Source organism: Streptococcus sp. NLN76, from assembly GCF_015686645.1.
Classification (GTDB): Bacteria; Bacillota; Bacilli; order Lactobacillales; family Streptococcaceae; genus Streptococcus.
The window spans coordinates 18,479-38,464 of record NZ_JADPMS010000008.1 but is presented as its reverse complement, the minus strand read 5'-3'; the positions used below and the strand labels follow the sequence as shown (position 1 = coordinate 38,464).

The 19,986-nt window shown below is 46.9% G+C and carries 17 protein-coding genes; 13 read left to right on the top strand and 4 right to left on the bottom strand.

Features of this window, described 5'->3' with window-relative positions; translation table 11 throughout:
- Positions 1-21: 21 nt before the first annotated feature.
- From glpK to I1A59_RS02625, 5 genes are all read left to right on the top strand, one after another.
- Positions 22-1,533 carry a glycerol kinase GlpK gene (gene glpK / locus I1A59_RS02645; protein WP_196091283.1) on the top strand — a complete coding sequence of 504 codons (1,512 nt, stop codon included), beginning with the start codon at positions 22-24 and terminating at the stop codon, positions 1,531-1,533.
- 391 nt (positions 1,534-1,924) lie between these two features.
- Entirely contained in the window at positions 1,925-3,748 is a 1,824-nt protein-coding gene (glpO, locus tag I1A59_RS02640) for a type 1 glycerol-3-phosphate oxidase (protein WP_196091269.1), read from the top strand.
- A 13-nt stretch (positions 3,749-3,761) separates the two neighbouring features.
- Entirely contained in the window at positions 3,762-4,466 is a 705-nt protein-coding gene (locus I1A59_RS02635; protein WP_196091268.1) for an MIP/aquaporin family protein, read from the top strand.
- A 51-nt stretch (positions 4,467-4,517) separates the two neighbouring features.
- On the top strand, positions 4,518-5,066 hold the full coding sequence (locus tag I1A59_RS02630; protein WP_196091267.1) for a 5-formyltetrahydrofolate cyclo-ligase: 549 nt from the start codon (positions 4,518-4,520) through the stop codon (positions 5,064-5,066).
- Positions 5,044-5,706 carry a rhomboid family intramembrane serine protease gene (locus I1A59_RS02625; protein ID WP_247644665.1) on the top strand — a complete coding sequence of 221 codons (663 nt, stop codon included), beginning with the start codon at positions 5,044-5,046 and terminating at the stop codon, positions 5,704-5,706. Before I1A59_RS02630 ends, I1A59_RS02625 begins: the two co-directional genes overlap by 23 nt.
- Before the next feature lie 233 nt (positions 5,707-5,939).
- Here the strand turns inward: I1A59_RS02625 and galU are convergent, their stop codons facing one another.
- Positions 5,940-6,848 carry a UTP--glucose-1-phosphate uridylyltransferase GalU gene (galU, locus tag I1A59_RS02620; protein ID WP_196091266.1) on the bottom strand — a complete coding sequence of 303 codons (909 nt, stop codon included), beginning with the start codon at positions 6,846-6,848 and terminating at the stop codon, positions 5,940-5,942.
- A gap of 2 nt (positions 6,849-6,850) precedes the next feature.
- Positions 6,851-7,867: an NAD(P)H-dependent glycerol-3-phosphate dehydrogenase gene (locus I1A59_RS02615; RefSeq protein WP_196091265.1), complete on the bottom strand. Its 1,017-nt coding sequence runs from the start codon at positions 7,865-7,867 to the stop codon at positions 6,851-6,853.
- A 179-nt stretch (positions 7,868-8,046) separates the two neighbouring features.
- Between I1A59_RS02615 and I1A59_RS02610 the strand changes: the two genes are divergently transcribed.
- From I1A59_RS02610 to I1A59_RS02600, 3 genes are all read left to right on the top strand, one after another.
- Complete coding sequence (locus I1A59_RS02610) at positions 8,047-9,753, top strand: ABC transporter ATP-binding protein (protein ID WP_196091264.1); 1,707 nt, start codon at positions 8,047-8,049, stop codon at positions 9,751-9,753.
- 1 nt (position 9,754) lies between these two features.
- Positions 9,755-11,551 carry an ABC transporter ATP-binding protein gene (locus I1A59_RS02605; RefSeq protein ID WP_196091263.1) on the top strand — a complete coding sequence of 599 codons (1,797 nt, stop codon included), beginning with the start codon at positions 9,755-9,757 and terminating at the stop codon, positions 11,549-11,551.
- 863 nt (positions 11,552-12,414) lie between these two features.
- Positions 12,415-14,571 carry a peptide cleavage/export ABC transporter gene (locus tag I1A59_RS02600; protein WP_196091262.1) on the top strand — a complete coding sequence of 719 codons (2,157 nt, stop codon included), beginning with the start codon at positions 12,415-12,417 and terminating at the stop codon, positions 14,569-14,571.
- A 184-nt stretch (positions 14,572-14,755) separates the two neighbouring features.
- On the opposite strand, the gene I1A59_RS02595 is transcribed toward I1A59_RS02600, so the two are convergent.
- Together I1A59_RS02595 and I1A59_RS02590 are read right to left on the bottom strand one after the other, a co-directional pair.
- Positions 14,756-15,559, bottom strand: a complete 804-nt coding sequence (locus I1A59_RS02595; protein ID WP_196091261.1) for a TIGR03943 family protein — start codon at positions 15,557-15,559, stop codon at positions 14,756-14,758.
- Positions 15,556-16,458 carry a permease gene (locus I1A59_RS02590; RefSeq protein ID WP_196091260.1) on the bottom strand — a complete coding sequence of 301 codons (903 nt, stop codon included), beginning with the start codon at positions 16,456-16,458 and terminating at the stop codon, positions 15,556-15,558. Before I1A59_RS02590 ends, I1A59_RS02595 begins: the two co-directional genes overlap by 4 nt.
- A 183-nt stretch (positions 16,459-16,641) precedes the next feature.
- Here I1A59_RS02590 and I1A59_RS02585 point away from each other — a divergent pair, with 183 nt between their 5' ends.
- The 5 genes from I1A59_RS02585 (at position 16,642) to I1A59_RS02565 (ending at position 19,985) form a co-directional block, all read left to right on the top strand.
- On the top strand, positions 16,642-17,085 hold the full coding sequence (locus I1A59_RS02585; RefSeq protein WP_196091259.1) for a dUTP diphosphatase: 444 nt from the start codon (positions 16,642-16,644) through the stop codon (positions 17,083-17,085).
- Positions 17,086-17,093: 8 nt separating this feature from the next.
- Positions 17,094-18,455, top strand: a complete 1,362-nt coding sequence (gene radA, locus I1A59_RS02580) for a DNA repair protein RadA (protein WP_196091258.1) — start codon at positions 17,094-17,096, stop codon at positions 18,453-18,455.
- Positions 18,452-19,108 (top strand): 2-C-methyl-D-erythritol 4-phosphate cytidylyltransferase, encoded by a 657-nt coding sequence (ispD, locus tag I1A59_RS02575; protein WP_196091257.1) that lies wholly within the window; start codon positions 18,452-18,454, stop codon positions 19,106-19,108. The genes radA and ispD overlap by 4 nt, the downstream gene beginning before the upstream one ends.
- Complete coding sequence (gene ispF / locus I1A59_RS02570; protein ID WP_196091256.1) at positions 19,105-19,596, top strand: 2-C-methyl-D-erythritol 2,4-cyclodiphosphate synthase; 492 nt, start codon at positions 19,105-19,107, stop codon at positions 19,594-19,596. Before ispD ends, ispF begins: the two co-directional genes overlap by 4 nt.
- Before the next feature lie 116 nt (positions 19,597-19,712).
- Positions 19,713-19,985, top strand: a complete 273-nt coding sequence (locus I1A59_RS02565; RefSeq protein ID WP_196091255.1) for a hypothetical protein — start codon at positions 19,713-19,715, stop codon at positions 19,983-19,985.
- Position 19,986 lies beyond the last annotated feature (1 nt).

Genomic DNA, 19,986 nt, shown 5'->3' with positions numbered 1-19,986 from the left:
TACTAAAACCTTAGGAGGTCGATCATGACTGAAACATATATTATGGCCATTGACCAGGGGACGACGAGTTCGCGGGCGATTCTTTTCAATAAAAAGGGAGAGAAGGTTGCCAGCAGTCAGAAGGAGTTTACGCAGATTTTCCCAGAGGCTGGCTGGGTAGAGCACAATGCCAATGAAATCTGGACTTCTGTTCAGTCTGTCATTGCGGGTGCCTTTATTGAGAGTGGTGTTAAACCAAGTCAGGTGGCGGCAATCGGGATTACCAATCAGCGGGAAACCACGGTGGTCTGGGATAAGAAAACAGGGCTACCAATCTACAATGCGATTGTATGGCAATCTCGTCAAACAGCGCCTTTGGCAGAACAGTTGAAGCAGGATGGCTATACAGAGCTCTTCCATAAGAAAACGGGTTTGGTGATTGACGCGTACTTCTCAGCAACCAAGGTGCGTTGGATCTTGGACCAGGTTCCAGGAGCTCAAGAACGAGCTGAAAAAGGTGAGTTGCTCTTTGGAACGATTGACACCTGGTTGGTTTGGAAATTGACTGACGGGGCTTCTCATGTGACAGACTATTCCAATGCGGCTCGGACCATGCTTTACAATATCGAGACCTTGGAGTGGGATGATGAGATCCTTGAAATCTTGAATATTCCAAAGGCTATGTTGCCGGAGGTTCGCTCCAACTCTGAGATTTATGGCAAAACAGCTCCTTTCCATTTCTATGGAGGAGAAGTGCCGATTTCTGGTATGGCTGGGGACCAACAAGCAGCCCTCTTTGGTCAATTAGCCTTTGAACCAGGAATGGTGAAAAATACCTATGGAACCGGTTCCTTCATCATCATGAATACCGGTGAGAAGATGCAGTTGTCTCAAAACAATCTCTTGACGACTATTGCCTATGGTATTAATGGTAAGGTGTACTATGCCCTTGAAGGTTCGATCTTTATTGCCGGTTCAGCGATTCAATGGTTACGGGATGGTTTGCGGATGATTGAAGCCTCTCCAGAATCAGAGAGCCTAGCCCTTGCTTCTCAAAGTAACGATGAAGTCTATGTGGTACCTGCCTTTACCGGCTTGGGAGCTCCTTATTGGGATCAAAATGCCCGTGGATCCGTCTTTGGCTTGACACGTGGCACCAGTAAGGAAGACTTTATTAAGGCGACCCTTCAATCCATTGCTTACCAGGTTCGAGATATCATCGACACCATGCAAGTGGATGCAGAAACGGCCATTCACCTCCTCAAGGTTGATGGTGGGGCAGCCATGAATAATTTCTTGATGCAATTCCAAGCGGATATCTTGGGCATTGATATTGCACGTGCCAAGAACCTTGAAACAACAGCCTTGGGAGCAGCCTTCTTGGCAGGATTGGCTGTCGGTTATTGGCAAGACTTGGACGAGTTAAAAACCTTAAACGAAACAGGACAGCTCTTCGAGCCATCTATGAACGAAGCGCGTAAGGAACAACTCTACAAGGGTTGGAAAAAAGCTGTCAAAGCGACGCGCGTCTTTGCGGACGATAGTGAGGCTTAAGTGTCTCAGAAGCTTCCTGAATAAAAGGACCACTGGACCTTTTATTTAGATTCGTCATTTCACATAAAAACTTTATAGTCTTTTAGTTTACTTTTAGTACAAGGCAGCGAGTCGTAGACAGTATTGAAGTACGGCAAGACGAGCTAACACAGTAATAAAAGATAAACTAAAAGAGTATAACTGCAGACTGGTTTCATCTCTGGTCAGTAGTTGAAGTAAGACTTAACTAACTTTAAATAGGAATACCCGAAAAATGTTGAAAAATGATGAGGTTTAATACAGTCAGAATTTGAAATGTACAGAGGTTGAGGTAAAAGTCACCTCGTCCTATTTTGGTTAGTGGAAGAACTTTGACGCTGTAGAGAGTATTAGATAGGAATAGGTATTGACCATGGAATTTTCAAAACGTACCCGAACACGGGCATTGGAAAAAATGCAAGAGCAAACACTGGATTTGTTGATCATTGGTGGAGGAATAACTGGAGCTGGGTTAGCTTTACAAGCGGCCGCATCTGGTTTGGACACTGGTTTGATTGAGATGCAAGACTTTGCGGAGGGGACCTCCAGTCGCTCTACTAAATTGGTTCACGGAGGTCTCCGCTACCTCAAACAATTTGATGTGGAGGTTGTGTCAGATACGGTGAGCGAGCGGGCGGTAGTGCAACGCATTGCCCCACATATTCCTAAGCCGGATCCAATGTTGCTTCCAGTTTATGATGAACCAGGAGCTACCTTCAATCTTTTCCGTTTGAAAGTGGCTATGGATTTGTATGACCTTTTGGCTGGGGTCAATGGTTCTTCCGTTGCCAACCAAGTTCTCAGTCGGGAACAAGTGTTGGAGCGGGAACCTGACCTGCGGAAAGAAGGATTGGTAGGTGGCGGTGTCTACCTCGATTTCCGTAATAATGATGCCCGCTTGGTGATTGAAAATCTAAAACGGGCCAATCAAGATGGGGCTTATCTAGCCAATCATGTCAAAGCAGAAGGCTTCCTCTTTGAAGGAAATCAGATTGTCGGAGTTCAGGCGCGTGATTTATTGACAGATGAAACCTTAGAAATTCGGGCTCGTCTGGTGATTAACACAACCGGACCTTGGTCTGACCAAGTTCGTAACCTCAGCAATCCTGAGCAAGCCTTTAGTTTGATGCGTCCAACCAAGGGGGTTCACTTGGTGGTGGATTCTAGTCGTCTCAAGGTTAGTCAGCCGGTTTATTTTGACTCCGGTTTGGCAGATGGTCGGATGATTTTTGTTCTTCCGCGTGAAAATAAAACTTATTTTGGAACAACGGATACCGACTACCAAGGGGATTTGGCTCATCCTCGTGTGGAAAAAGAGGATGTGGATTACCTCTTGCAGATTGTTAACCATCGTTTCCCAGAGGCTCACTTGACCGTTGCGGATATTGAAAGCGGTTGGGCTGGTCTGCGGCCATTGATTGCGGGCAATAATGCTTCTGATTACAATGGTGGCGATAATGGTTCCCTTAGTGACGATAGTTTTGAGCAGTTGATTGGAGCCGTTCAAGCTTATCTTGCCAAAGAAAAAACAAGGGAAGACGTGGAACATGTTCTTAGCAAAATGGAATCCTCTACATCTGAGAAAAGTTTGGATCCGTCTGCTGTATCGCGCGGTTCCAGTTTGGAGCGCGATCCAAATGGTCTCCTAACCTTGGCGGGCGGTAAGATTACGGACTACCGCAAAATGGCAGAGGGAGCGATGGAGTTAATCCTGCAAATTCTGGCGGAGGAATTCCAACGGTCCTTCACCTTGGTGCATTCGAAGACCTATCCGGTCTCTGGTGGGGAACTCAATCCACATAATGTCGAAGCGGAATTGGAAGTCTTTGCGCAATTGGGTGTGGCGCGTGGTTTGGACAAGGATGAGGCTAAGTATTTGGCCAACTTGTATGGTTCAAATGCACCAAAAGTTTATGCCTTGGCCCAAACGGTTCAAGCTGCTCCAGGTTTGAGTTTGGCGGATACACTATCCCTCCACTATGCGATGCAAAATGAGTTGACCTTGAGTCCCGTAGACTTCTTGCTTCGCCGCACCAATTACATGCTCTTCAAGCGAGAGCAAGTGGATGGTATCAAGGATGCTGTCGTTGAAGAAATGGCTCGTTACTATGAATGGAGCCCAGAAGAAAAGGCTGCTTACCAAGAAGAGTTGGCAGTCAGCCTTGCAGAAAATGATTTAGCCTCATTGAAGGCATAAGGAGAATCACAATATGTCGAACGAATTTTTAGGAGAATTTCTAGGAACGGCCCTGCTCATTCTTTTAGGGAATGGGGTGGTAGCAGGGGTTGTGCTTCCTAAAACCAAAAACCATGATGCGGGTTGGATTGTTATTACAGCCGGTTGGGGTCTGGCAGTTGCGATTGCGGCTTTTGCGGTGAGTAGTCTGTCCCCAGCCCACCTCAATCCAGCTGTTTCTCTAGCTATGGCTCTCAATGGCTCACTACCATGGGCATCCTTTGGAACTTATGTCCTTGCCCAGTTCCTTGGTGCTATGTTTGGTCAAATTCTGGTTTGGCTCATGTATAAGCCCCATTACGATGCAGCAGAGGATCCAGCTGCTATCTTGGGAACCTTTGCGACTGGTCCAGCTCTTCGAGACAATGTTTCCAACTTGATTTCTGAAATCTTGGGGACCTTTGTTCTTGTCTTGACACTCTTGGCCATGGGAACCGCGAACATCGCAGCTGGCGTGTCGACCTTGTCTGTTGCAGCCCTCATTATTGGTGTTGGTCTGTCCCTTGGAGGAACTACCGGTTACGCCATTAATCCAGCTCGAGATTTGGGCCCACGTTTAGTTCACTCCATCCTCCCAATCTCCCACAAGGGTGACGGCGATTGGTCCTATGCTTGGATTCCAGTGGTTGGGCCTTTCCTAGGTGCGATTTTAGCCGTCCTTGTTTACGGACTTTATTAAGAACCACGGCGGTTGGCTTAGCCAACCGCTATTTTGTGTTATGATAGGAATATGAAAAAAATCTTACGAAAAAAGGGGCTAGAGGCTCTGAAACAACTGTCTCCAGAAAGAAAAAGGCTTGCCGATCAGCGGTTAATGGGCAAGTTGCTAGCTTCACCGGCCTATCAGCAGGCAGAAGTGGTGGCCACCTACCTGTCCCTCAGCCATGAGGTCGATACGCAAGCCCTGTTGAAACAAGCGCACTTGGATGGCAAACGTCTGCTAGTTCCCAAGGTTTTAGGCCCAGGTCACATGGTCTTTGTGGATTATGAGGCTAGTTCCTTGAGAGCAGGTGTCTATGGAATTTTAGAGCCGACGAACCTTCCTGATCCAGACCTTAAGCTAATGGATATTGATGTACTTCATGTACCCGGTCTTGTCTTTCGGAAAGATGGCTATCGAATCGGTTACGGGGGAGGTTTTTATGACCGTATCTTGGCCGATTTCCCTGGTTGGACCGTGTCTACGGTCTACGGCCAACAATTAGCCGACTTCACCCCTGAAAACCATGATCAAGCTGTAAAGGAGCTTCTTATCGATGATGTCTCAATTGAAATATAGTCCTGTTACCTGTCTTTTTGTAGCCCTTAACTGCCTCGTCTTTCTGCTCATGTATATCGTGTCTGGTGGTGCGGTAGAGGATGCTCGCTTGTTGATTCAGTTTGGGGCTCTTTATCCCCCTTTGATCCACTGGGATTTAGGCCAATCCTATCGTCTTCTTTCAGCGATTTTTGTGCATATTGGTTTTATGCACTTTTTCTCCAACACCTTAACCATCTATTTCCTTGGTCAGCAAATCGAAAGACTTTATGGATCCGTCCGCTTTTTCTTCATGTACCTTTTGGCAGGGCTGATGGGGAATCTGTTCTGTCTCGTCTTTAGTCCAGAGGTGATTGTAGCGGGAGCTTCAACCTCTATCTATGGCCTCTTTACCATTTTGGTAGTCCTTCGTTGGCTTCCAAATCCCTATCTTCAACATTTAGGCCAATCCTATCTCCCTCTCTTAGTCATGAACCTGGTCTTTAGTTTGGTACCCGGCGTCAGTCTTGCAGGACACTTGGGAGGTCTTGTGGGAGGAGCTTGTTTGGCCCTATCGCTCCCCCTACATCCCTATGGGCTCGTCCATGGCCGTAGAGGCCAACTGCTAGGCCTAGGTGTCTACGTTGGCTTGTTTTTGATCACCTTGGCTACAGTTTTGTAGAGATTTATAGTCTTTTAGTTTACTTTTAGTACAAGGCAGCGAGTCGTAGACAGTACTGAAGTACGGCAAGGCGAGCTAACACAGTAATAAAAGATAAACTAAAAGAGTATAACATTTAAAGAGGCTGGGTAACGCTAAAATTTTCAAAGAGTTTAACCGACAAAAACCACAGCTGGCTCTCACAAGATGACTTGTTGGAACCAAGCTGTGGTTTTTGATTTTGTTCTGTGGTTTTATTTTAATTTTTTATGAGGGCGGTCTGCTTTTTCTAACACTTTTCCAAGGTCAATGATGTATTGTTTAAGGTCATCTTTGACTTGTGGGTGACGGAGGGCATACTCGATAGAAGTTTTCATGTAGCCATATTTATCGCCGACGTCGTAACGTTTCCCTTTGAATTCACGGGCAAAAACACGTTGGGTTTTATTGAGGGTATCGATAGCGTCCGTTAGTTGGATTTCATTCCCTGCACCTGGCGCTTGGGTTTCCAAGATGTTGAAAATTTCTGGGGTCAAGAGGTAGCGCCCGATGATCGCCAAGTCACTAGGAGCATCTTGAGGAGCTGGTTTTTCCACAAAGGTTTCCACGGAGTAAAGTCCGTTTGTACCTTTTCCTTGAGGGGCGATCACTCCGTATGCGGAGACCTCCTCGTGTGGGACTTGCATAACAGCAATAGTAGATGCATGCGTTTTGTCATAGTCATCCATCAATTGGCGTGTGAGAGGTACCTTATCTTCCATGAGGTCGTCTCCCAACATAACCACAAAAGGCTCGTTCCCTACGAAGGCCTTGGCTTGTAAAACCGCATCTCCGAGTCCACGTGGATGGCTTTGACGGATGAAGTGTAGGCGGATACCAGTTGTCTCGTCGACAAGCTTGAGGAGCTCATCTTTTCCTTTTTCTTTTAGGTTATATTCCAATTCAAAGTTTGAATCGAAGTGGTCTTCAATGGAGCGTTTGGCCTTACCGGTGACAACCAAGATTTCTTCAATACCGGATTGAAGGGCTTCTTCAACGATAAATTGGATGGTTGGTTTATCAACAATGGGCAACATTTCTTTGGCAAGGGCCTTGGTCGCTGGTAAGAAGCGAGTACCGAGTCCAGCTGCAGGGATGACGGCTTTTCTGACTTTTTTATTCATGTTTAACTCCATTCGTTTTCTTCTTTAAATTCATTAGTCATCATTTCAGTGATGGCCTCTTTGATGGGACGATTTTCATAAATAACTTGGTAAATTCCTTGGGTGATAGGCATGTAAACCCCAAGTTCTTGAGCTAACTCATAGGCAACCTTGGTTGTGGATAGACCTTCGATGACCATGCCCATGGAAGCTTCGATGGATTCCAAATCTTGTCCTTGTCCAAGAGCATAACCCGCTCGCCAGTTGCGGGAGTGTTTGGAGGTACCTGTAACGATGAGGTCCCCAACACCGGACAAGCCACTGTAGGTTAGTGGGTCTGCCCCCATCTGGACTCCTAAACGGGTAATTTCGGCTAGTCCGCGCGTGATGATCGCAGCTTTAGCGTTATCACCGTAGCCCAGGCCAGCTAGGACACCTGCACCGACTGCGATGATGTTCTTGAGGGCGCCTGCGGTTTCAACGCCGATAACATCGGTGTTGGTGTAGAGGCGGAAGTAGGAATTACTGAAAAGTGCTTGGGCGTAGCGTGCAGCGTCTAAATCTTTTGAAGCAGCCGTAATCAGCGTGATGTCTCGAACAACGGCTTCTTCCGCGTGACTCGGTCCAGAAACAACGACGATTTCCGAGCGGAGATTGGCAGGGATTTCCTCTTCCAATATTGTAGACAAACGCTTATGGCTGCCAGGCTCCAATCCTTTGGAGGCGTGCAGGACTGTGACTGAATGGTCCAGACTGGCTGCGACTTTTTGGGCAACTAGGCGTGTAACCTTGGTTGGGACGACAAAAAGGACAGCCTGAGTATCTGCTAAGGCTTGGTCCAAGTCGCTATAAGCTCTGATACTTGGGGATAGCGTGATATCTTGGAAATAGCGGGTATTTTGGTGTTGGGTATTAATTTCCTCAACTTGTTCAGGGGCGTTGCCCCATAATCGGACCTCATGGCCATTGTCATCTAAGACCTGGGCTAGAGCAGTTCCCCAAGACCCGGGTCCTAGGATGGTAATGATTTGTTTTTCCATAGTTCCTTCCTTCGTTGTTTTCCTTTTCATTTTATCATAATCTAATGGGATTTAAAAACAATCCGAGGCTTGCAGGGCTTAGGAATTTATGGTAAGATTCTAGGATACATTAATGAGAAGAGAGTGTCCTGTCCATGATTATGGACCAGGAGCTTTTTTATGGAATGAAGGAGGAAAACATGCTAAAACAGGCACTAAAGCCTTATAAATGGTATGTCTTGGGATCTGTGCTCATGGTCATTGTCATCGTGGCTAGTTCCCTTATGCAACCAAGTTATTTGAGTGATGTCTTAGCTGCGGTCTTAGAGAATAACCAGGATAAGATTTCATCCATCGGTGTTTGGCTCTTGGTGATTGCCGGGGCAGGTTTGCTAGCGGGGGTCATCAATACCATTTTAGCGGCCAAGATTGCCCAAGGAGTATCGGCGGATTTGAGGGAGGCGACCTTCCGTAAAATCCAAACATTCTCCTATGCCAATATTGAGGAATTCAATGCTGGAAATCTGGTTGTGCGCATGACCAATGATGTGACGCAGATTCAGAATTTGATGATGATGCTTTTCCAGGTCTTGCTGCGCTTGCCGATTCTCTTTTTCGGAGCATTTATTATGGCTGTCCGGACGCTACCAAGTCTCTGGTGGGTATTGGTTTTGATGGTTCTAGGCATTGCGACTGTTATGGGTGTAATCATGAGTCAGATGGGACCACGGTTTGGTCTCTTCCAAACCCTAATGGATAAGATTAATGCCATTGCCAAGGAGAACCTCCGCGGAGTTCGGGTGGTCAAGTCCTTCGTTCAGGAAAAGGCTCAGTATGCTAAGTTTAAAGAGGTGTCCAATGATCTCTTGAATTTGAACCTCTTTATCGGTTACGGTTTCTCGATCATGATGCCAGCAGTGACCTTTATCGCTTATATGGCGACCTTCCTCTCCATCTATATGGTGTCTCAGATTGTTGATACCGAGCCAGAAGCGATTGGAAATATCGCATCCTTTATGACCTACATGATGCAGATTATGTTCTCGATCATCATGGTGAGCTTTATGGGAATGCAGGCCAGCCGGGCTTTTATTGCCCTTGGACGCATCCAGGAAGTTCTGGATACGGAACCAGCTATGACCTTTAAGGAAACTGAGTTTGAGGACTTAGAGGGGAGTTTGGTCTTTGATCACGTGACCTTCACTTACCCGCATGATACGGATCCAATCCTCAAGGATATTAGCTTCAGTGTGGAGCCAGGTCAGATGATTGGGGTTGTTGGAGCCACTGGAGCTGGGAAATCTACCTTAGCCCAACTCATTCCGCGCCTTTTTGATCCACAAGAAGGGAAAATCACCATTGGTGGTCGCGACTTGCGCGATTTGAGTCAGGAAACAGTCCGTAAGACGGTCTCCATCGTCTTGCAGAAAGCCATCCTCTTTAGTGGAACTATTGCTGACAATCTTCGTCAAGGGGATGCTGACGCGGACGCTACTGCCATGGAGCGAGCTGCCAGTATTGCTCAGGCTAAGGAGTTCATCGACCGCATGGATGCCAATTATGATAGCCAGGTAGAAGAGCGTGGGAATAACTTTTCAGGTGGTCAGAAGCAGCGAATGAGCATTGCGCGTGGAGTAATCGGTAAGCCAAAAGTTTTGATTTTGGATGATTCGACTTCTGCTTTGGATGCAAAATCCGAGAAGCTGGTTCAGGAAGCTTTGAATAAGGACCTAAAAGGGACAACTACTGTCATCATTGCCCAGAAAATTTCTTCCGTTGTCAAGGCGGACAAAATCCTGGTTCTGGATGAAGGGCGCTTGATTGGGGAAGGAACTCACGCGGAGCTGGTTGCTACGAATGATGTCTACCGTGAAATTTACGAAACACAAAAAGGAAAGGAGGCCTAACATGAAAACTGCACGTTTTTTCTGGTTTTACTTTAAACGCTATAAATTATCCTTTCTCTTGATTTTCTTAGCCATTATTGCCTCCACCTATCTCCAAGTGCAGGCACCTGTCTTTCTTGGGGATGCTTTGGCGGAATTAGGAAACTGGGTACAAGGGTATTTTGACGCCCAGGCAATTAGTGAAGCAACTGGAGCTAAAATGGTTGCACCAAGCATGGATGCCTTCGGTTCGGTTATGTGGAAACTCTTTTTGACTTATGTGTTTACCACTGTTTCCATGTTGATTTATACCTTGCTCTTTACTCGTATTGTGGCCCATTCAACCAACCGAATGCGAAAAGGTCTCTTTGGGAAATTGGAGCGTTTGACGGTGGCCTTTTTTGACCAGCACAAGGATGGGGACATCTTGTCTCGCTTTACTTCCGATTTGGACAATATTCAAAACTCCTTTAACCAAAGCTTGACGCAGGTGGTTTCAAACATTGCCTTGTATATTGGCTTGGTCTGGATGATGTTTGTTCAGAACACGCAATTGGCCTGGGTAACCGTAGCTTCTACTCCAATCGCCCTTCTTCTTTTAGTTTTTATTGTAAGAATGGCGCGCAAGTACACCAACTTGCAACAGGCTGAGGTAAGTAAGCTGAATGCTTATATGGATGAGAAAATTTCAGGGCAAAAGGCGATTATTGTGCAAGGGGTGCAAGAGGAGGCGATTGAGGGTTTTGTGGTCTTGAATGATCGGGTGCGAGAGGCTACCTTCAGAGGGCGGCTCTTTGCAGGGATGCTCTTTCCTGTTATGAACGGGATGAGTTTGATTAATACGGCCATTGTCATCTTTGTCGGATCTAACCTACTCTTAAATGACACATCCATGACGACGGCTGCGGCTCTTGGTTTGGTCGTAACCTTCGTCCAATATTCCCAACAATATTACCAACCGATTATGCAAGTGGCTTCGAGTTGGGCAGAATTGCAGTTGGCCTTCACAGGGGCTGGACGGATTCAGGAAATGTTCGACGAAGCCGAAGAAGTTCGTCCAGTCCATGCCCCTCATTTTACAGAGCTGAAAGAAGGAGTGGCTATTCAAGGGATCGATTTCGGTTACCTACCGGGTCAAAAGGTTTTGAAAGGCGTCAGCATTTCTGCTCCTAAAGGCAAAATGGTGGCCGTTGTTGGACCGACTGGTTCAGGTAAGACCACCATCATGAACTTGATCAACCGTTTCTACGATGTAGACGCAGGTTCCATCCAGTTTGATGGCCGCGATATTCGGGAGTATGACCTGGATAGCCTCCGGCAAAATGTCGGGATTGTTCTTCAGGAATCGGTTCTCTTTAGTGGAACCATTCGCGATAACATCCGGTTTGGAGTTCCAGATGCTCCTCAAGAAATGGTAGAAGCTGCTGCCAAAGCAACCCACATCCATGACTTTATCATGAGTCTGCCGGATGGCTATGATACCCTGGTTGACGACGAGCAAAATGTCTTCTCAACTGGACAGAAGCAGCTAATCTCCATCGCTCGAACCCTGATGACAGACCCACAAGTCTTAATTCTGGATGAAGCGACCTCCAACGTGGATACCGTGACGGAGGCTAAGATTCAAAGTGCTATGGAAGCTATTGTGGCTGGTCGAACCAGCTTTGTCATTGCTCACCGCCTCAAGACTATTTTGAATGCGGATGAAATCATCGTCCTTAAAGATGGCCAAGTCATCGAACGCGGAAACCATCAAGCCTTGTTGGCCCAAGATGGCTTCTATGCGGGACTCTATAAAAATCAATTCGTTTTTGAATAAGGATTAAAATAGATGTAAAGTCAGATCTAGGTGTAAAAACCTAGGTCTTTTTTTATAAAGACTTCTAGTTTGCGTGATTTCATAGTCTTTTAGTTTATCTTTTGTTACTGTGTTAGCTCGTCTTGCCGTACTTCAGTGCTGTCTACGACTCGCTGCCTTGTGCTAAAAGACTATATCTTTTACAAAATCTTAAATCTCTTTAATACCAAGCAGCTTATTTAACTTCTGTATATCCGAATTATCTTAAAATCTGTACTAATCATCTTGTAAAGGGATTGCCTTGACGTTATTCAGGGCTCGAATCATGCTTTCTTTACTATAATTGTTCAGTCTATTCTGCTCATATTAAAGCTATAATTCAATTTTATTTCAACAAACAGACGCATACAACACAATAGAAAAAGCTAACAGAGTTCCAAAAAATCCAGTCTTATCAAGTGATTGAGTCGTGTTGCCTACGGTACAAAGTGATAAACTCGGGATTATCTCATAAGATTCCTTTAGTGAAAATAGGAAAAAGCGGTCTTCATACCGTAGTGGAATCATCAGCAGTTGAGAAACAACTGTTAGATGACGGAGATTTCGAGACATTGGCTCGAAATCTAGTGATGCTAAGTGATTCGGGAATCGAATCACTTAGCCATTTACTAAAGGCTGCTTTGTAGAGAGCTTTGCTCTCCTTATCTTGTAACTCAGATAGCATAAAATGCTATCTGACCCGCACTACAAAATATGAAGACCCGCTTAAATTAAATTTTCGACACGAAGAGAGGAGTTTTTAGAGGTGCCCATTAAGAGGTTAGAATTTTATTATCTATCCTCTTTTTCAGTTCTCTTCCGAATCAATAAGTAGGAGGGATCTTATGTTTTCGAAAAAAGACTATCGGATGCAGGTGGACTGGAAGGATTGTGGGGTGGCTTGTTTGGCCATGCTTTTGAGCTACTATGGTTCAGATTATTCCCTGGCCTATTTGCGGACCTTAAGCAAAACGGGTTTAAATGGGACGACAGCCTATGGTCTGGTCAAAGCTGGGGAAGAATTGGGCTTGATCTGTCAGCCTTTGAAATTGGATTTGGAGAATCTTGCAAGTGGGGTGGCGGAGAAGCCGGCTTTGGTTCATGTGGTGAAGGACGAGAAGTTTTTGCATTACTATGTGGTTTATCGGATGACAGATACCAGTGTTTACCTAGCCGACCCAGATCCGCAGGTGGGCTTGGTGGAACGGAGTCATGCTGCATTTTTAAAGGAATGGACAGGTGTTGCTCTGTTCTTCGAGCCAGGTCCGGACTATCGGCCTCAGAAGCGGAAGGAAGCATCCTTCTGGTCACTTTTTCGTCTGCTTTTTCAGGAGCGGGGCCTTTTTACGGTCATTGTTATCATGAGTTTCTGCCTGACCCTTGTCACTATTTTGTCTTCTTATGGTTTGCAGTGGATTGTGGACACCTTCTTGCCCCAAGGCCGTATGGACTGGATTAGTCGCCTAAGTGCGTGCTTGCTTTTTGCAGCAGTTCTTCAAGCCTTTCTGCAATTTTGCAAACAATATCCCTTGGTCCTCTTGAGTCGCCAGCTTTCGCTAAAGTTGCTGGAGGATTATCTAGCTCATGTTTTCAGTTTGCCGATGAGCTTTTTCACCACGCGCCGTAGCGGCGAAATTCTCTCTCGCTTCACAGACGCCAACCAAATCATTGAAGCCTTAGCCTCGTTGGGCCTCACTCTACTCTTAGATGGTCTAACCTTGGTTAGTCTAAGCCTTGCCCTTGCTTGGCAATCGCCGCAGCTCTTTCTACTGGCCTTGCTTTTGGTCCCCCTCTACACCCTATTATTTTTTGCCTTTCAGAAAAAATTTAAGGGCTATCATCAGGAACAATTGGAGGCGGGCTCCCAACTATCCTCTAGTTTGATGGATCATATCAAAGACATGGAGACCCTCAAGGCTTTGGGGATTGAAGAGGGAGCCCTGGTTCAGAATAAGGATTACTTGGAAAACTTTTGGGACAAGATCTGCGCCTACAGTTGTGCCGAACAGATTCAGGCTGCCCTCAAAAGCGCCTTGCAACTAGGGACAACGGTGGCAATCTTTTGGTGGGGCTCTCACCTGATTCTCAAGGGGCATCTGAGCCTGGGCCAACTCCTGACATTCACCAGTCTCTTGGCTTATTTTACAGGGCCTTTGGAAAACCTACTCCAGATTCAAGTACAGGTCCAGAAGGCTCAAGTGGCCTATCAGCGTCTACAGGAGGTCTATCAAGTGCCACAGGAAAAAGGGAGCGGACAAGAATCTTTGGTTGGCGATCAAAGTGGTTTATCAGTGCGGAGTGTTAGCTTTGCCTATGATTACGGAAGTCCGCTCCTTAAAGCTGTGAATTTGGAGATTCCTCGTGGGCAGAAACTAGGTATTCTGGGGATATCCGGCTCTGGCAAAACCAGTCTCGCCAAATTGCTGGTTGGATTCTACCAACCCTTGGAAGGGCAGGTCATGCTGGCCGGACAAGATTTTTCTCGTATGAATCCTCGTGACCTGCGGAGGCAAGTCCAGTATCTGGCTCAAAATGCGGGCTTATTCCAAGGAAATTTACGGGAGAATCTACTCTGGGCGGCTGCGGTCGGAACAGCTGAGGATGACTTGTGGGAGGTTTTACGATTGGTTGAAGCTGCGGAGTTTGTGGCAGCCTTGCCTCTGGGATTGGATACGCAAGTCGGGACGGATGGGACGGCTTTGTCTACTGGGCAGATTCAGCGTTTAGCCCTAGCTCGGACCCTTTTGACAGGGGCTGAATTCCTCATTTTGGATGAGGCAACCAGCCACTTGGATCCAGAGACGGAAGAGCGGGTATTTGACCGTCTCGTGGACTTGGATAAAACACTGGTTGTTATCACACACCGTTTGGATCTGGCTCAGAGGCTGGAGCGGATTGTACGCTTGGAAAATGGGCAAATTAAAACCACTGCCGAATGGGAGTTGGACAGAACTCTCTCAATTGAGAAGAGTTCGTTGTCCGACCCCCGCACAGTTGATTAGGTTGTTTTCGGAGGTCAAAGAGTCAGGAGTTGACTCTTTGAGTTTCTGGATCAGAGAACATGAAATGTTCTCTCAATAAAAGCGAAGGAAAACACCAATCAACCACAGCGTCAAAGTAATTTTATTAAATGATGTAGAAAAGTTGAGACTTTTGTCTAAAGCTTTAATATTGAGGGTGACGAAGTTAAAATTCTCGGTAAACATAGGGGTTTGTGGGTTCATCAATGCGAGTCCAGTCTGTCAGCTCCAAGGTAGGTAGGCTTTGGTTGAGGTCTTTATGGAAATGAATGGCAATTTTACCCTTGGCGGAGACCCAGGTATTGTCAGGGTAGGATTGGTCTTGGCCGGTGGTTAGGAGTCCGTAGACACCGGAGTCTGCAATACAGTGGATAATCCCGAAACGGAAGAGGAATTGTTGCTGGGTTTGTTTGGGGTCGTTGTAGACAAAGCCGCTCATCTGGACTTCCTTGCCCAGGAACTGGTCAGGATAATCGTAGAGAGCTTCCATAAATTCCATATAGTTCTGTGTAGTCACCTGGATGGTATCTTCTTTGAGATACTTGGCGGCTACAGCCTGCATTTCATTCTCATAGGCTTTTTTGGTGAAGTAGGAACTGGTGTCGGGTTTCAGGTACTGACTCGTTGTTCCTTCGTCTGCCTGGATTTCTGCTGATGTCCCTGCTGCTAGGGGAAATTGGTAGCCCTTAGCCGAAACAGTCGTGGAATCGAGGCTGACGGTGGGGAAGAGAAAGCCTACTAGAAGAGGGATAGCTAGGGCTAGATAGGCTAATCGTTGACTGGATGAGCCCTTTTCTTTTTCTTCCTTTAAAAGGAGGCGTAATTGAATGAGGGCCAAGAGGAAAGTCAGGGCCATGGAGAGATAGGCTAAGTAGGAATAGTGCAGGTTGATGTAGTGGTCGAGTTTGCCGCTCCAGGTCAGGTAGAGGCTGAGCTCGAAGTAACCGGCTAAAATGAGAAAACGAATCATAGGAGCACCTCCAAACTAGCTGCAAAGAGGAATACGACAAGTACGGTGACCAGGATGAAATTGCGAATGAAAGTTTTTTTGAAAACGCGGGTCATCATGAGCAGGTTTTTGATGTCAAGGACGGGACCGATGACTAGAAAAGCCATAACGGGTGCCATTCCGAAGGTTCCCAAGAGTGAGGATCCGATGAAGGCATCGGCTTCGCTGCAAAGGGAGAGAAGGAAACTGAGCACCATTAGGATCAGTATGGCAACGAAGGGACTGCTGGAGATGCTGGTCAGGATGCGCGTAGGTACGTAAACCTGAACACAACTGGCAAAAAGGGCACCGAGGATCAAGTAGCGGCCAGAATCGAAAAATTCATCAAGGGCATGAACCCAGGCTTGAAAAAAGTGTCCCTGTCCTTGGTCTGTGTGCTTGTGGCCGTGCAAGGGCAAGTTCTCCTGATGGTTGGTTAGGATGTCCTCTGTCCAGACGAAGCCAAGGAGAATCCCTAGGACTTGAGCTAAGATGAGCGAACCTAAAGCGCGGGTCAGGGCAAAAAGCCAGGAGTTCCCAAAGGCGGAAAAGGTCGCAAACAGGACAATGGGATTTATCACAGGGGCTGTTACCAAAAAGGGAAGGGCCGTATAGGTCGGCACCTTCTTTTTGAGAAAGCGGTGAATAATGGGGACAATTCCACATTCACAAGAGGGAAAAATCAGGCCTGCAAAGGACCCAATCAGGATATTCAAAAATTTGTTTTGAGGTAGAAAACGAACGACTTTTTCGGGTGTCAAGTAGACTTCAATGAAGCCCGAAATAATGCTGCCAAGGAGCACGAAAGGCAAGGCTTCGATGACAATGGATAAAAAAATCGCCGACATCTGCAGAAAACTGGCAGGTAGGTCTGAAAACATAGGAGCTCCTTTCTCTTGCTAACCATTATACCAAAAGGCAGCATCGACTGGCTTTGGTGTGAGTGATTGGCGCTGCCTCCCGTTCAGCTTCTGGTCAAGCCAAGTGAATGCGGGGTAAGTTTTCAAACCCAAGGACTCTCTCCTTTGGTGTATAATAAAAGGAATGAGAAATAGGAGGAAGTCATGCGTTTACGTGGTTTTGAATTAGTCAGTCACTACAGTGATCGTCAGTTGTTACCAAAGCGAGAGACGGCTCAGGCTGCTGGCTATGACCTTAAAGTTGCGGAGGCTATGGTACTTGAACCGGGCGAAATCAAGCTGGTTCCAACGGGGGTCAAGGCTTATATGCAAGCCAATGAAGTGCTCTATCTTTATGATCGTTCATCGAACCCGCGCAAGAAGGGGTTGGTCTTGATTAACTCCGTCGGGGTGATTGACGGAGATTACTATGGCAATGAAGCCAATGAGGGGCACATCTTTGCCCAGATGCAGAATATTACCGATCAGCCGGTTTCTCTGGAAGTAGGAGAACGGATTGTTCAAGCTGTATTTGTGCCCTTCCTCTTGGCGGATGGGGATCAGGCTAGTGGCCAACGCCAAGGCGGCTTTGGTTCCACGGGTCGTTAGGAGTTCCCATGGCTAAGAAAAAATCAACCTTTATTTGTCAAAACTGTGATTACCACTCCCCCAAATACATGGGCCGCTGTCCAAATTGTGGGGCTTGGTCCTCTTTTGTGGAAGAAATTGAACAGGCTGAGGTCAAGCACGCGCGCGTGAGTCTGACGGGTGAAAAGGCTAGACCGATGAAACTCAATCAGGTGACCTCCATCGACGTATCCCGGACAAAGACAGGCTTAGAAGAATTTAACCGCGTCCTTGGTGGCGGGGTGGTTCCGGGTAGTCTAGTCTTGATCGGGGGAGATCCGGGGATAGGGAAATCCACCTTGCTCCTGCAAGTTTCGACCCAATTGGCACAACTGGGGACCGTTCTCTACGTTAGTGGAGAAGAATCTGCTGAACAAATCAAGTTACGGGCTGAGCGTTTGGGGGATCCTGATTCAGACTTCTATCTCTATGCTGAAACCAATATGGATAGTATTCGGACAGAGGTTGAGCGTTTGAAACCGGACTATCTGATTATCGATTCGATTCAGACAATCCTATCGCCAGATATCTCCAGCGTCCAAGGTTCTGTCAGTCAAGTACGGGAAGTGACCAATCAGCTGATGCAGTTGGCCAAAACCAATAAAATTGCCACCTTCATTGTTGGACATATGACCAAGGAGGGAACGCTTGCAGGTCCCCGGACCTTGGAACATATGGTGGATACGGTTCTTTATTTTGAAGGGGAGCGCCAACATACTTTCCGAATTTTGCGGGCTGTTAAAAACCGTTTTGGATCAACCAATGAAATTGGAATTTTTGAGATGCAGTCGGAAGGCTTGGTGGAAGTGCAAAATCCCAGTCAGGTTTTCTTAGAGGAACGCTTGGATGGGGCTACTGGCTCTTCTATTGTGGTAACCATGGAAGGGACTCGGCCCATTTTGGCGGAGGTTCAGGCCTTGGTGACGCCAACAATGTTTGGGAATGCGAAGCGAACCACAACGGGTCTTGATTTTAATCGAGCCAGTCTCATCATGGCCGTTTTAGAGAAACGGGCCGGTTTACTCTTGCAGAATCAGGATGCCTATCTCAAGTCAGCTGGTGGGGTTAAGCTAGATGAGCCGGCTATTGACTTGGCGGTTGCGGTAGCGATTGCCTCCTCTTACAAGGATTTACCGACACAGCCAGATGAAGCCTTTATCGGAGAAATCGGCTTGACGGGAGAAATCCGCCGGGTTAACCGCGTGGAACAGCGGATTCAAGAAGCTGCTAAATTAGGGTTCAAAAAAGTCTATGTTCCTCAGAATTCCCTTCAGGGCGTCAAACTTCCCCAAGGAATTGAAGTAATTGGTGTGACCCGCATTTCAGAAGTCTTGCAGAAGGTGTTTGGATGAAGTATGATGTCATTTTACTGGTGGCTGGTTCAGGCCGCCGGATGGGAGCTGACCGGAATAAAATTCTTTTAGAGTTAGACGGGCAAGCCATCTTTGTTTACAGCCTGCAGGTCTTTCAGGCGGATCCGGATTGCCAGCGTATTTTGCTAGTTGGCCGTCCTGAGGACAGACCAGCCTTTGAGGATTATCTATCTCCACAGGTCCTTTTTGTTACGGGCGGACCGGAACGTCAGGATTCAGTGCGGTTGGGTTTGGCCTATGTGGACGCAGATTGGGTTATGGTTCATGACGGAGCCCGCCCTTTCATCAGTTCGGACCAGCTCCAGGACCTCAAGGGTCAGCCTAATTCTATTCTGGCAGTGCCTGTTAAGGATACCATTAAAGAAGTGCATGCTGGACGTGTTCAGCAAACGGTGCCACGGGAGCGCTTGATGGCGGCTCAGACGCCGCAATTTTTTGAAGCTGCTTTATTAGCGGAAGTGCATAAGAAGGCTCTGCAGGCAGGTTATTTGGGGACGGATGATGCGAGTCTCGTGGAGACTTTTAGCTCTGTCAAGGTGGGGCTGGTTCCGGGTTCTTACTGGAATGTGAAGATGACAACGCCAGAAGACCTCATTTTAGGGCAATTCCTTAGAAAGGAAGGTTTCAAATGATCCGAATTGGCCAAGGCTATGATGTGCATGAGCTGGTAGAAGGCCGTTCCTTGATTGTGGGGGGCGTTCACTTGCCCTTTGACCGTGGGCTCAAGGGGCATTCCGATGCGGATGTTCTCCTTCATGCCATTACCGACGCCCTTATCGGAGCGCTCGGACGTGGAGATATCGGTCATGCCTTTCCAGACACCAATCCCGAATTGAAAGGTATTGCTTCTACTAAAATTTTGGCTTCCGTATATGAAGAAATGAAAAAAGAAGGCTATCGCGTTGGCAATATCGATGCGACCATTTTGGCTGAGCGACCCAAAATGGCACCGCATTTGCCAGCTATGAAAAAAAGGATTGCAGACCTGCTCCACATGGAGGAGCAAGCTGTGAATCTCAAGGCAACCACAACGGAGAAACTAGGATTTGTGGGACGTGAAGAAGGGATGGCTGCTCAGGCAGTGCTTCTCTTGGTAAAGGATGGTAAGAAACAACCATGAGTCTTTTCCATAACTCTATTGTTCTGGGGAAACATTGCAATAGTCAAGCATTTATACAATTATTGTCCAAACTGGGTTTTAATAACCCGCTAAACTTATATTACGAGGAGTAGAGGATGGTGAGTGATCGAAACTATATAGAAGATCAATTATTGGATTTTATTGACAGTGTGGATCCTGAGCAGGTCTATGTTTACGAAATCGCTGCAGATTTAGGAGGCTATGCGGCCAATCGGCAGCTGCGCTTCCTAGCTATAGAAGATAAGGCGACCAACCTGCTTTTGGCTCAAGAACCGGTTGAGCACTTGCAGGCTCGACGGAATTGGGTCTTGGAACCGGGGATTTTTGGAGAGTGGGAGATTGATCCAGACCAGTTTTTGAATCCCTAGA